The sequence below is a fragment of the Pseudocitrobacter sp. 2023LY-00077 genome (assembly GCF_055796175.1).
In genome coordinates this window covers 1-13,340 of record NZ_JBSPEI010000009.1, presented here as the reverse complement: position 1 = coordinate 13,340, position 13,340 = coordinate 1, and the positions used below count along the sequence as shown (strand labels likewise).

Below are 13,340 nucleotides of genomic sequence, written 5' to 3'. Positions count from 1 at the left end.
TTGTATACACAATATTTAACATTTACGGCTAGAATTTATGCGAGATAAAATTCTGAGAACCGCATCACACCAGCGTTCACAGGATTTCCAGCTCCTGAAACATGCCTGTAACGAGACTGCAAAAAAAATTCCAGGAAAATTCCTAATTTCTTTTAATGATACAAATTTGAGTGAATTTTTAGCCCATTCAGTTGTCCTGCTGGATGAGAGGACGAGTTAACCGGGCGCATGATAAACGCCATGGCGTTTCCTTCCTCGGCCGCACTCATCAACCGGGCATGTTCCTGCTCCGACAATTCTTCCGCCACCCAGGCGATAACCACACTATAGTTTCCTGTACGTAATGCGCGCTCCATGGAGTCGAGCATGTTGTACGAGGACATCTGGCGAAGCTGCATGACCTTGGACAATGGCAGACCGGAAGCCTGAACCCACTGGCGGCTCAACTTTTGTTGCGGCGTGAGCCACAGCTGCCAGCGAGATTGCTGACCCAGCTGTTGCAATAAAGGCAGCAGCAGTAACTGCGCCATCATGGGCTGATCTTCACGATAAACCACTTCGCTCACCAGGGCAGGGGAGGCCTGTACAGGAGACGCGAATGCGCGATGCGTCGCAGGCACTGCCGCGACGGAAGAACGATTTACAACACCAGATGTATACATAGCTAATCCAACCTTGTGGGTTACTGTATGAATATACAGTACTACCCCTGTCACGAAAGATCAACCTCATTTTCTGAAAGCGACTCGCAAAATCGCACATCAAATTCACGCAATCCTTGCCGTGCTGGCGGAAGTTTCTTATGTTGCTCATTACTGGATCTATTAACGACTTTAATGCTCATAATTACATGATTAGTAAGGGATAATCATGAAAAAAATATCTTATAAACGGATTTATCAATCCCAGGAATACCTCGCACCGCTGGGCGTCGTGCGCTCCCGTTCGCTGTTTGGCGGTTATAGTCTTTCGGTTAACAACACCGTTTTCGCCATGGTCTCAGAAGGGGAACTTTATCTTCGGGCCTGTGAAGATACAGCGGTGTATCAACGCAAAGTGAAAACGCCACTTCTGACGCTTAAAAAGCGAGGCGGCCCGCTTCAACTTAACTATTTCCGCGTCGATGAGGCGCTATGGCAGAACCAAAAAATGTTGCTGCGATTAAGTAAGTATTCGTTAAAAGATGCGCAACGGGAGAAAAAAGGGCGTCTGGTATCGCAACGATTAAAGGATCTGCCAAATCTTTCCTTTCATATGGAACTGCTTATGGCGGAGGCCGGGATATGTAATGTGGCGGATTTGCAACGACTGGGCGCAAAAGACGCGTGGGCGAAATTACGCCGTCTGCGCGAGAATCTGAGCGTGGGGTTTATTTTATCGCTCGAAGGGGCGTTGACGGGCGTTCATGCCGCAGCTGTTCCGCTGCGGCGGCGCGATGAGTTGATTGACTGGGCAAGCGCGCTGAACATTCACACGCCCGCCCAGGTCGATTAGGCAAGAACGCGTTGCTGCAAACGGCAAATTTCCGGCAGCAGGGCAACGAGCAAGCCAATTTGTTGCAGAACCAACGGCTCTTTACTGTCCGGGCGTGGTTCAAGGTGGCGGATGCGTTCCGCCAGCCCGGTCAGCGCTTCCTGAACACGCTCTTCATCCGTTGGCAGGTGATGGAAAGCGTCATCGACATAGCACACGGCATCGTCCAGCAGCGCCAGAATATCCGGGTTAGTCAGCTTTTCACGGTGTGCGCCCAGTGCGGAGATATAGCTGGTGAGCGTATGGTTCAGGCACAGCAAACGGAATGCCGTTTCCCGCATCTCATTGGTGACCTTGGGTTCCGTCGACATGTTCGATACCACCGACGCCAGCTCAGCATCGCGGTTATGCGCGTCGCGGCGGGCGATGCGATAGGCAAGACGGTTATCGCGGCCCTGATGATACTGCTCAAGGATGGCATCCAGATAGCGGCAGTTGGCATCCACCGCGCGCGCCAGCACCCGTGGGAGGTTACGGAACTTCCAGTCCGGCCAGATGAAGCTGACGGCGAACCAGGCGATACCACAACCGATCAGCGTGTCGATAACGCGCGGCAGCGCCACCTCAAAGCCTTCGCCCAGCAGGTTGAAGCACAACAACACCAGCAGGGTAATGAACATGGTGGCGTGGGCGTACTGCACGTTACGGAAGGCGAAGAACAGCACCCCGGTTATCACAATCAGTGCCAGTTGCCCTTCCAGCGACGGCACCAGCAACAGAACCGGAATACCTAACGCCACGCCGACCAATGTACCGATAATACGCAATGCCAGACGGTGGCGCGTGGCGTTGTAGTTGGGCTGGCAAACAAACAGGCTGGTGAGCAAAATCCAGTAACCGTGGTTCAGGCCGGTAAACTGAATAAACGCATACCCGGCGCAAAGCACCAGCGACATTCTGACCGCATGACGGAACAGGGCGGAATCGGGAGACATATTCATGCTCAAACGCAGGCGAATATCGCTAAAGCCGTGCAGGCCGTCATCGGCGAGCAGGGTTTCCGTTTCGCTTTTCGCCTGAGCTTCCGCCTGTTCGGATTCGATGGTGGCCAATTGAGCGTCAATCGCCCGCAGGTTATTGAGCAGAAAACCCAACGCTTTCATCTGTTCTGGCGACGCGCCGCTCGCCCGAACGCGATCTAACGCGGCATCCAGATGGGTAAATGCCCGCTCAAAGCGGCTGTCATGCTGGTAAGGCGTACGTAGCAGAATCGCTTTCGACAGCTGCTGGCAAGCCTGCGCCTGCATAGACAGCAGACGCTGGAAGCGGAACATCACGTCGCTGTAGCGGAAGTTATCGCGCAGCGTCTGATACTGGATATGCGAGGAACTGGCCCGCTCGTGGATATCCTGCGCCACAAAATAGTAGTGCAGCGTGCGACGCGTCCCGCGCTGGCCACGGTCGCCGCGCAGACGCGTCAGTAACGAGGTTTTGGTCTGGTTGAGCGTCGCCATCAGCTTGCCGTTTGCCAGTGCCAGTTCATACAGCGGAGCCTGGTTTTCGTCTTCAATATCCGGGTCGAACAGGCGTGATTTCAGTTCCAGATAATGTGCCAGCTGTTCATAGCTGCGCGCGATATTATCCTGCAACGGGCGGATCGGGAAAATCAGATGCCCGGTGAGAGTCAGCAGGTTATACCAGACGGCGCCGGCAATCAGCAGCATCGGTTGCTGATACCACTGGGAATAGAGGGAAACGCCCAGCATGGTATAGATGGCAATCAGCAGCGCGCCAAAGGCTATTGTGGCGTAGCGTTGCCCCAGGCAACCTAACAGAATAAACCCGGTGGTCGATACCGTCAGCCCCAGCGCAAACAGCCACGGCCAGGGGAAGAGCAACTCGACGGAAGCGGAAGCAATAAAGAAGCAGATAAGCGTAATCACCAGATTACGCAGGCGTCCGGCTAAACGATCGTCAAGGTCGGTCAGCGCCGCCGCAACGACGCCGAGGGTTAACGGAATGGTCAGTTTTGAATCGCCGAGCCACCACGGCAGCGCCGTGGTGCCGCACAGGGCGATAAAAATCCTGACGTTATAAAGCCATGCGCTGTTCCATGTATAGCGGCGTAGCAGGGGACTTAACATAAAGAGAATCAGCCCCGATTACTGGAAGCGACGACGCGCATTGGCTTCGCGCGCGGCGCGAGCCACTTCAACCGGTACTACGCGACGGCCAACCGGCCACAGCGCAATCGCCGCGATTTTAAAGTTGGCGATGCCCACCGGAATCCCGATGATGCTGATGCATTGCGCAATACCTACTGCGATATGCGACAAGCACAGCCACCAGCCAAACAGCACCAGCCAGACGATATTGAGCACGGTGCCTCCCGCATTCAACACGCTGTTTTTCGACTGCGGCTCCAGTTCATCAACATGCACCGCTTCGTTGCCGTAAGGGATCAGCGACAGTTTGGTTATCTCCCAGCAGGAACGGGTGAGCGGCAGAGTGATAATAAAAATGATGCTGAAGAACGTTGCTACCAGCCAACCGAGGGTTGTGGCAAAACCACCTAATACAAAATTTAAAATATTCAGAACGGTACGCATAAATCCTCTGTGCGGCCTGTGAATAATAAGTCCGGGTAATTGTAACGTTTTTTTGCGCTGGAGCACCTATTCTCTGGCGGTTACACTGTGTGATATCGAAAAAGTCAGGATTCGGCGAAGATGGAATTAAGAGCGACAACGTTGGGCAAGCGCATGGCGCAGCATCCTTACGATCGGGTTGAGCTTCTCAACGCGGGGGTTAAGGTATCGGGCGAACAGCATGAATATCTCATTCCTTTCAATCAGTTGTTGTCGATTAACTGCAAGCGCGGGCTGGTATGGGGCGAGCTGGAATTTGTCCTGCCCGAAGATAAAGTTGTCCGTCTGCACGGTACAGAGTGGGGCGAAACCCAACGTTTTCATCGTCACTTAATCACCCGCTGGCAGGCATGGAGCCAGGAGATGAGCGACATTTCCGCCGATGTGTTACAGCATCTGCTGGCGGAAATTGCTGACAATAACGACGCCGGGAAATGGCTTACCCGCCAGCAGACTGCGACTATCCGTCAGCGGATTTTGCATGCGCTGGAAGGTTTGCCGGTGCCGGTGAGTCGCCTGGATAGCTTCGACAACTGTCGCGAGGCGTGGCATCAGTGCCAGGCCTGGCTCAACGATGTGGAAGCCAGCCGTCAGGCGCATAATCAGCGCTATACCGACTCGATGCTGGAACAGTACGCCGATTTCTTCGAACAGGTTGAATCCTCACCGCTTAACGATTCTCAGGCCCGTGCGGTGGTGAACGGTGAACGCTCACTGCTGGTGCTGGCGGGCGCAGGGAGCGGTAAAACGTCGGTGCTGGTGGCGCGCGCAGGCTGGCTGATGACACGCGGCGAAGCGGCAGCTGAGCAAATCTTACTGCTGGCATTTGGACGCAAAGCGGCGCAGGAGATGGATGAGCGTATACAGGAGCGTCTGCATACGGATGCGATATCCGCGCGAACCTTCCATTCCCTGGCATTGCACATCATTCAGCAGGGCAGTAAAAAAGTGCCGGTGGTCAGCAAACTGGAAAATGACACCGCCGCCCGCTACAAACTTTTCACCGACTGCTGGCAGCAGCAGTGCAAAGAGAAAAAAGCCCAGGCCAAGGGCTGGCGCTTATGGTTGCAGGAAGAGATGGGTTGGGAGGTTGGCGAAGACAATTTCTGGAATGATGCGAAGATCCTCAAACGGATGGGCAGCCGACTGGATCGCTGGGTTAGCCTGATGCGCATGCATGGCGGTACGCAGGCCGAGATGATCGACAACGCGCCGGAAGAGGTTCGTGAACTGTTCGGCAAGCGCGTTAAGCTGATGGCCCCGCTGCTGAAAGCGTGGAAAACCGCGCTAAAAGAAGAGAACGCGGTGGACTTCTCCGGGCTGATTCACCAGGCGATTAACGTGCTGGAAAAAAGGCGCTTTGTCAGCCCCTGGAAACACATTCTGGTCGATGAGTTTCAGGATATCTCCCCACAGCGCGCGGCCTTGCTGGCAGCGCTGCGTAAGCAGAATTCACAAACTACGCTATTTGCCGTGGGGGATGACTGGCAGGCAATTTATCGCTTCAGCGGCGCACAGTTGTCGCTTACGACTGCCTTTACGCACTATTTCGGCGAGGGCGATAACTGCGCGCTGGATACCACCTATCGCTTCAACGGTCGCATCGGTCAGATAGCTAACCGATTTATTCAACAAAACCCGCACCAGCTGCATAAGCCATTAAACAGCCTGACGGCCGGGGATAAAAAGGCGGTTACCCTGTTGCCGGACGATCAGCTTGATGCGCTGTTTGACAAGCTAAGCGGTTACGTCACGGCGGAGCAGCGTATTCTGGTGCTGGCGCGTTATCACCATCTGAAACCGGCCGCACTGGAAAAAGCCGCCACCCGTTGGCCGAAGCTGAATATCGATTTTATGACCGTGCATGCCAGTAAAGGTCAGCAGGCGGATTACGTGATTGTGCTGGGGTTGCAGGAAGGGCAGGATGGTTTCCCGGCACCCGCGCGGGAATCAATCATGGAACAAGCGTTGCTGCCGGAGCCGGAGGATTTTATCGACGCCGAAGAACGCCGTTTACTGTATGTGGCGATGACCCGCGCCCGACACCGCGTGTGGTTGATGTTCAACAAAGAGAATCCATCGCCGTTTGTCGAAACGCTTAAACAGCTGGATGTACCGGTGGCGCGTAAACCGTGAAAAAGAAACCCGGCGTGATAGCCGGGTTGATGAATTATTTCAGACGATCGGCAAGATAACGCTGATAATCCGGAATCAAAATATCCACCGGGTCGCTGAAATGCGGCGACTGAATAATGAGATCTGCCGTTGAGGCGTTGGTGGCGACCGGAATGTTCCAGACGGTCGCCAGACGCAGCAGCGCTTTGACGTCCGGATCGTGCGGCACGGCGTTCAGCGGGTCCCAGAAGAAAATTAGCACATCAATTTTCCCTTCAGAGATCAGCGCGCCAACCTGCTGATCGCCGCCCATCGGGCCGCTCAACAGCGCATTCACTTCCAGACCCGTGGCGCGCGCCACCAGGTTTCCGGTAGTGCCGGTCGCCGATAACGCGTGCTGCGCCAGCACAGCTTTGTGGCGATCGACCCATTTCATAAGCATATCTTTGCAGTGGTCGTGGGCAACCAGCGCAATGTGTTTGCGCGCAGGCAGTGTGCGAGTGGTGAGTTCCATAGCGTAATATCCTGATCAATAAATGCAGACAGATTACTGGATGGGAATACTGCTGCAAGCTTTAAGGGTAAAAAATATGATGAGTGGTGAAATTGGCGGCAGTGCGCGCGTTTATGGCTGGCCTGGACGGATTGACGTACACTTAGCGCAAAGGCCAGGAGGATAATGATGACTGAAAGTGATATTGCAGACATTTTGAACACTACGCGCACCATTGCGCTGGTTGGCGCAAGTGACAAACCAGATCGCCCAAGCTATCGGGTGATGAAATATTTGCTGGATCAGGGTTACCACGTGATTCCTGTCTCGCCAAAAGTGGCGGGTAAAGAGTTGTTGGGTCAGAAGGGCTATGCAACGCTTGCGGACGTGCCGGAAAAAATCGATATGGTTGATGTTTTCCGTAACTCAGAAGCGGCCTGGGGCGTGGCGCAGGAAGCGGTTGCCATAGGGGCAAAAGTACTGTGGTTACAGCTGGGCGTGATTAACGAACAGGCGGCCGTGCTGGCGCGCAATGCGGGGCTGAGCGTGGTAATGGATCGCTGTCCGGCGATTGAAATTCCGCGTCTGGGGCTGGCGAAATAATTGATTCCGCCCGGTAATTCTCACGGGCGGTCTCTGATTTTTCTGCGTACAGAACGCCGTTAAACGGTCAGCGCATTCACCACGTCGGCGACGCTGACAATGGCTTTAATGCCGCCAATCCCGGTTCCCAGTGAGATATAGCCCTCATCCGTATTGCCTTCCAGCATACCCAACCGCAAGCCACGAAGCCCGCCCATCGCCTGGCCAATCTCCTCTTTACTGGCCCCGGACTTGTCCATAGCGACCAGTTTCTCGGTCAGTTTCCCCGGCAGGGAGCGGTAGTAGTCCGGCAGGGTACGGAACAGACTTAAATCCAGCCCGTTCGCCGCGACTATTTTCTCTTTAATCGATTGCGGTACGCGGTTTTCCAGCGTGCTGATAAACACTGAACCCGCGAAGACACCTTCCGCGCCCAATGCGTGGGCGGCTCTGGCCGTACGTTGATCAACAATCCCCCCGGCGGCGAGTACAGGCACGTTTTCTACAGCATCGACGATCATTGGGACGATAGAGAAGGTGCCCAGCGCGGTGGCTGGTAAGGTTCCGCCTTCATCAAAACCCGTCGCCACGATGATATCTGCGCCAGCGCGTTCAGCTTCACGGCTGTTGGCGGGCGTGGGGTTGATATCACGATAAATAATGGCAATACCGGCGGCTTTCAGCTCCTCAAACAGCGCAGGAATAATCGCGCCTTCGCCGTAACCGGTATAGACCACGGCTTTCACCGCTTCGTCTTTGACAACCTGCAAGATGCCTGGCGTCCAGATGTCGTTTTGCGGCGAAGGGATAAGATTCACGGCAAACGGCTTTTCGGTTAATTGCTTGGTTTTGCGGATCTCTTCGCGCATTTTCTCGGCGGTTTCTTGCGGGGTAGAGACCGCCGTTTCAGCGGTAAGACCTGCGTTTGGCCCTAAAACCCCCAGCCCGCCCGCGTTGCTTACGGCGGCGACCAAACGCGCATCGGTTAACCACGAGAGTGGGCCCTGAATAACCGGTTTTTCAATGCCTAGAATCTGGCAGATACGATTCGTTTTCATGATCTTATTTCCTCGTCACGAACTCATTTCTGGTGTGGGAGGGAGTGTATAGCGATTTATTGTTCATAAAAATAGTGAAAAAAATTCTTCACTGTTATTAAATTAGTAACAATGGAAACGGGCGACGGTCACCGCACATGCAATTGAATCTGTTTGATAATATTAAGATATTCATGGAGATAGTCGACGCCGGAAGCTTTACACAAGCGGCGGAAAACCTGGAGCTGCATCGCCCGGCGGTCACCAAAGCGGTGCAGCAGCTGGAAACGCAATGTGGCGTCCGCTTACTTCAGCGCACCACGCGGCGCATCGCGTTAACTTCGGAAGGCGAAGAGTTTTACCGCCGTAGCAAACCTTTGTTGTATCAGGCCGATGAACTCCTGGCATCATTTGCGCCGGACCGCCCCTTACACGGGCAGCTGCGCGTCGATATGCCGGTTGCCTTTGCGCGTCAGTTGGTGGTTCCCCGGCTCGCTGAGTTTTATGCCGAACACCCTGACCTTGAGATTATCCTCACCGGTAGCGATGTACGGCGCGATATGCTGCGCGAGGGGCTGGACTGCATGCTGCGCGTCGGGAAGCTCGATGACGGTGACTATATGGCGCGCCCGATGGGTGAGGTGAGGAGAATGACCTGCGCCAGCCCCGGGTATCTTGCACAGTATGGCACGCCGCAGACGCTTGACGATCTGCGCCATCATCAGGCTGTTAACTGGATTGTCAGCAATAACCGGGAGATTGTGCCCTGGCACTTTACGACGTCTCAGGGCGTCGAAGAACGCGTTCTGCCGGGGCGATTGATTCTGGATAATGCCGAGGTCTATATTTCGGCGGGTCTTTCCGGGCTCGGAATGTTGCAGGGGATGAATTTCTTCTTACAGCCCTATATCGATAGCGGTCAGTTGGTTGAGGTACTGCCGAATTTTCCCTGCCCATCGCGTAAGTTATCGCTTATCTACCCGCATCGGCATCTGCCGCAGAAGGTGAGAGTATTTGCGCAGTGGCTGGAAACCGTGTTGCAGGCGTTATGATCGAAATAATGTAAAAAAACACCGCTCACGCAAGTGAACGGTGTGATTACGGTGTAGAACGGGGGGTTAGTTACGCAGTCGCGGCGCCTGAAGCTGCTGGCGAATAGTACGCGCCAGCTCATCCATCGAAGGTTGTTCCGGATGATCTTCACGCACTTCACCGCTCAGTTGCGCTTCAGCCAGATAGGTATGAACCGGCTGGCCGTCTTCATCTTCCATGACCACGTGATACCACGGCAGCATCCGAAGTTCATCGTTTGCCGCCAGTTCATCGGGCTCTGGTTCATCAAGTGAGTATTCCGGGTCGATATCGACAACCACGCCCAGATACCCTAATAAGGAATGACGGACCTGTTGGCCGATACCGAATTTGCTGGCAATCATAGTCACCTCCCGGGAAACATTAACTCCATACAATATGAGGTCGTTGTTTCGCTTTTCAAGTTACATGACGCGACAGGCAAACCCTTTCAGATACAGCCCTTCGGGATAAGTCGCGATCACCGGGTGATCGGCTGCCTGACGGAACTGCTCTATAAATTGTACATCACGACCGGCATCTATTGCGGCATCAGCGATGATTTTCTGGAATAAATCTGTTGTCATCAGCCCGGAGCAGGAGAATGTCAGCAGCACGCCACCCGGATTAAGCAGCTGGATAGCCAGCATGTTAATATCTTTATAGCCACGGCAGGCGCCCTGAAGCTGGCTTTTGTTCTCAACAAATTTCGGCGGATCCATCACGATAACGTCGAACTTCTCGCCCTGATCGCGGTATTTGCGCAGCAGTTTGAACACGTCGTCACGGACGAACTCCGCTTTGCTGAGATCCAGTTTGTTCAGCTCGACGTTCTGCTTCGCGATATCCAGCGCTTCCTGCGACGTATCGACGCTGGTGACCTGACGGCAGCCGCCCATCAGCGCAGAGACAGCGAAACCGCCGGTGTAAGAGAAGCAGTTGAGGACGCGTTTGTCGGCCACATAGCGGCGTGTTGCCAGACGGCTGTCGCGCTGATCGAGGTAGTAACCGGTTTTGTGACCGTGCTGGATATCCACCAGCAGCTTCATACCGTGCTCCTGAATTGGCAGCAGGGCTGGCGGCAGTTCACCGGTAACCGGGCCTTGTGTCAGTTCCATACCTTCTTTCTTACGCACCGCAACGTCGCTACGATCATAAATCGGGCATTCCGGGTACAGCGTTTGCAGCGCGCTGATTAACGCCGCACGTTGATATTCCGCCCCGGCGCTCAACAGTTGCAGGACGAGGAAGCTGCCAAAGCGGTCAATCGTTACGCCCGGCAACCCGTCAGACTCGCCGGCAATCAGACGATAGCTATCGAGCCCATCCTTCTGTGCCAGCCAGTCGCGCCACTGCTGCGCCTGCTGCAAGCGACGGACAAAAAAGGCGATATCAATGGTTTCATCGGCATCGAACGTCCAGACGCGCGCGCGGATTTGCGATTCCGGCGAGTAAGCCCCGCGGGCTAACCATTTCCCTTTGTGATCAACGATATCAATGGTTTCACCGAGGTTGGCTTTGCCTTCCATACGGGCAACGGCCCCGGAAAAGACCCAGGGATGGCGGCGGAGTAAGGATTTCTCACGCCCTTTGGCTAACACTAAACGTACGCTCATAGATAATATACTGCCCTAACCGATTAAATTATTGAATTTAAAAACTATTTCATGCCGTGAATGCCCTTTGGGGCATGCTTGGGGCATAATCTGATAAATGCCTGTTCAGCATTTCAACCTGTACAGCATTATCATCCGGCATCCATGCCCCGTATACCTGGAACACCATTTTTGCATCAGTGTGTCCCATCTGACTTGCAATAAAGCTCGGGTTCGCACCTGCCGACAAAGACCAGCAAGCGTATGTGTGTCTTGATTGATATGCTTTGCGATGCCTAATTCCAGCCCGCTTTATTGCCGCATCCCATGTGTTATTGATAGAATTCACTGAGAAGCAGTCTCCAGCCTGATGGGTCCTGTCAGTGAGCTTGGGATTGAAGACAAATGTGCACGGGTGGATGGTACTTAATCCATATTCCCGGGTTATGACTTCAATCCGATGCTGCTTGCCAAGCCGGGTAAGTTCGGCTTGATTCTTCAAAACATCAATTGCTGGTTGAATCAGGTGAATCACCCTGTCTGTACTCGCCAAAGTTTTTGGCAGGGTGAACTCCTTCATTTTGGTGTAGTTCCTTCTCACCATTATCGTGCCTTTCTTCAGATCGATGTCTTCCCAGGCCAGCGCACACAGTTCGCCATGACGCATACCGGTATACACTGCCAAAGCCCAGAAGTTCTTTGTTTGCTGGTGGTGGCAAGCTCCGATCATTCTCACGAACTCATCTTTGGTTAACGGGTCCGGGGGCTGGCGGGATTTCTTCAAAAGAGGAATCCCTGAAAACGGGTTTTGCTGGATGTACCCATTTTCTACGGCAAACTTAAAGACTGCTGACGTGATTAACATGTAATAATTTACTGTCGCAACGCGCCGGCCTTTTGCGATGGGTTTCTGTTTAACTGATGGAAGGTGGAAACCCGTAAGCAATTCCTTCCTGATAAACAGCACATCTTCCTTTGTTACGGTTGATGCTAAGCGCCCATCGCCAAAACGAGGCAGCATATTTCGTAGCACAGATCCGTAACGGTCATACGTACTGTTAGCAATGTCCATTGTCTTAAGAGAAAGCCATTTTTTTGCCAAATCCGCGACGGTTATCTCCTTCTCTACAACCCCAAAAGCGTTGAGGTTAGGCGACTCAGGGAATTGTTCTGCATAATCAAAATTCCCCGTCTTAATCGCAAAACAGACAGAAGTACGCAATTCACCTGCAATCTTTCTATTTTTAACGGTGTCAGGGACACCGAGGTTTTCCCTGACACGCTTACCTTTATAGGTAAACCAGATGCGTAATGTGCCACCATGGTTTTCGACGCCTGTCGGATATGTGTTCTTATCCATAACATTCTCCAGACGCCCAAGAGCGAAGTGAGCTTACCTTTTTCATGGCTTCAAATCACCCTGGTTGTTTGTTTTTCATCGAAGCTACCCAGGCATCAACAGCTTTTCTGTTGTACATACACTCGCTTGATGGCTTAGGGTTTCCGTCAGGTGATACATGTAAATACTCCCGTCCTACCATCCAACATTCTTTTCTTGCACGGAGGATGGTACCGGGCTTTAGCCCGGTTACCGCGATAAGAACACTTTCGCAGACCCAGTCATTTGGGGCTAATTGAATAACGCTGCTCATGATATGGTTCTCCACTTAACCGGCTGCACCCGGCTATCTATTCCGATATGCGCAAGATGAGCACCCACAACGGAGTCCATCATTGCACGCTTTGCACATTTTATTATCGAGCTGGTGGATGATGTCTGCTGGCACCATAACCGGCATTGGAACACGCAGAACCTGAGAACGGAGCAGGGCGATTTCATCTGCTTGTTCCATCACACGGACATAGAGATCGTGCGATTCTGCTTTCCACCAGGATACATCAGCTTTAAGGCGGCGCGTACGCCGCTGTTTTAGTTTGCTCACCATATGCCATAACCTGTCATCGAAATTAATTGGCACACAGCGAACATCACTGCAGTGATGACAATCACTTTGACTGGAGGCATCACTTCCCCTCCTGCTGCGGTGCTGCTGGCAGTGGCATCCAGTGGGTTATTTCGCTGCTCTGGAACTGAGCCTGAAGGTCACTTTTGATAAACCATACTGGCCCCTGACGCTTGCTTTCACTCCACCATCCCCAGTAATTTCCATCCTCTTCCGGCACGCGCTCACTAACCGGAATCCAACCATCCGGAATTGCCGGAGAGTTGCCAGCCTGAAGCATGGCGGTGCGGCAGGCGTCATACGATTCACGCATCGCATCTTTGACCCAACCGAGTGGTTTGTTGCCGCGAATTTCCAGCCAT

The 13,340-nt window shown here is 53.4% G+C and carries 14 protein-coding genes; 4 read left to right on the top strand and 10 right to left on the bottom strand.

Features of this window, described 5'->3' with window-relative positions; genetic code table 11:
* Positions 1-152: 152 nt before the first annotated feature.
* Positions 153-662, bottom strand: coding sequence for an SOS-induced cell division inhibitor SulA (sulA, locus tag ACWWFX_RS12900; protein WP_473223973.1), 510 nt, complete (start codon positions 660-662; stop codon positions 153-155).
* Between the two features lie 208 nt (positions 663-870).
* Here sulA and ACWWFX_RS12895 point away from each other — a divergent pair, with 208 nt between their 5' ends.
* Positions 871-1,494, top strand: coding sequence for a TfoX/Sxy family DNA transformation protein (locus ACWWFX_RS12895; protein WP_276217897.1), 624 nt, complete (start codon positions 871-873; stop codon positions 1,492-1,494).
* Here the strand turns inward: ACWWFX_RS12895 and yccS are convergent.
* Positions 1,491-3,617: a YccS family putative transporter gene (yccS, locus tag ACWWFX_RS12890; RefSeq protein ID WP_473223972.1), complete on the bottom strand. Its 2,127-nt coding sequence runs from the start codon at positions 3,615-3,617 to the stop codon at positions 1,491-1,493. The genes ACWWFX_RS12895 and yccS overlap by 4 nt on opposite strands.
* 18 nt (positions 3,618-3,635) lie before the next feature.
* The gene (locus ACWWFX_RS12885; protein ID WP_276217893.1) at positions 3,636-4,082 is read right to left on the bottom strand and encodes a YccF domain-containing protein; all 447 of its coding nucleotides are present in this window, start codon (positions 4,080-4,082) and stop codon (positions 3,636-3,638) included.
* 120 nt (positions 4,083-4,202) lie between these two features.
* Here ACWWFX_RS12885 and helD point away from each other — a divergent pair, with 120 nt between their 5' ends.
* On the top strand, positions 4,203-6,257 hold the full coding sequence (gene helD, locus ACWWFX_RS12880; protein WP_473223971.1) for a DNA helicase IV: 2,055 nt from the start codon (positions 4,203-4,205) through the stop codon (positions 6,255-6,257).
* Between the two features lie 34 nt (positions 6,258-6,291).
* On the opposite strand, the gene mgsA is transcribed toward helD, so the two are convergent.
* Positions 6,292-6,750, bottom strand: a complete 459-nt coding sequence (gene mgsA / locus ACWWFX_RS12875) for a methylglyoxal synthase (protein ID WP_253896788.1) — start codon at positions 6,748-6,750, stop codon at positions 6,292-6,294.
* Positions 6,751-6,918: 168 nt separating this feature from the next.
* Here mgsA and ACWWFX_RS12870 point away from each other — a divergent pair, with 168 nt between their 5' ends.
* Entirely contained in the window at positions 6,919-7,332 is a 414-nt protein-coding gene (locus ACWWFX_RS12870; RefSeq protein ID WP_015965046.1) for a CoA-binding protein, read from the top strand.
* A 59-nt stretch (positions 7,333-7,391) separates the two neighbouring features.
* Here ACWWFX_RS12870 and ACWWFX_RS12865 read toward each other — a convergent pair whose 3' ends face one another.
* Entirely contained in the window at positions 7,392-8,369 is a 978-nt protein-coding gene (locus ACWWFX_RS12865; protein WP_473223970.1) for an NAD(P)H-dependent flavin oxidoreductase, read from the bottom strand.
* 137 nt (positions 8,370-8,506) lie between these two features.
* On the opposite strand from ACWWFX_RS12865, the gene ACWWFX_RS12860 reads away from it, so the two are divergent.
* Positions 8,507-9,400, top strand: coding sequence for a LysR family transcriptional regulator (locus ACWWFX_RS12860; protein WP_473223969.1), 894 nt, complete (start codon positions 8,507-8,509; stop codon positions 9,398-9,400).
* Positions 9,401-9,466: 66 nt separating this feature from the next.
* On the opposite strand, the gene hspQ is transcribed toward ACWWFX_RS12860, so the two are convergent.
* The 5 genes from hspQ to ACWWFX_RS12835 form a co-directional block, all read right to left on the bottom strand.
* Entirely contained in the window at positions 9,467-9,784 is a 318-nt protein-coding gene (gene hspQ / locus ACWWFX_RS12855) for a heat shock protein HspQ (RefSeq protein ID WP_108474540.1), read from the bottom strand.
* Positions 9,785-9,844: 60 nt separating this feature from the next.
* Positions 9,845-11,035, bottom strand: a complete 1,191-nt coding sequence (rlmI, locus tag ACWWFX_RS12850) for a 23S rRNA (cytosine(1962)-C(5))-methyltransferase RlmI (protein ID WP_473223968.1) — start codon at positions 11,033-11,035, stop codon at positions 9,845-9,847.
* A gap of 49 nt (positions 11,036-11,084) precedes the next feature.
* The gene (locus ACWWFX_RS12845; protein ID WP_473223967.1) at positions 11,085-12,374 is read right to left on the bottom strand and encodes a tyrosine-type recombinase/integrase; all 1,290 of its coding nucleotides are present in this window, start codon (positions 12,372-12,374) and stop codon (positions 11,085-11,087) included.
* A gap of 55 nt (positions 12,375-12,429) precedes the next feature.
* Positions 12,430-12,666 carry an excisionase family protein gene (locus ACWWFX_RS12840; protein WP_473223966.1) on the bottom strand — a complete coding sequence of 79 codons (237 nt, stop codon included), beginning with the start codon at positions 12,664-12,666 and terminating at the stop codon, positions 12,430-12,432.
* A gap of 373 nt (positions 12,667-13,039) precedes the next feature.
* A partial coding sequence (locus ACWWFX_RS12835; RefSeq protein WP_473223965.1) for a DUF551 domain-containing protein occupies positions 13,040-13,340 on the bottom strand: 301 nt, incomplete at its 5' end.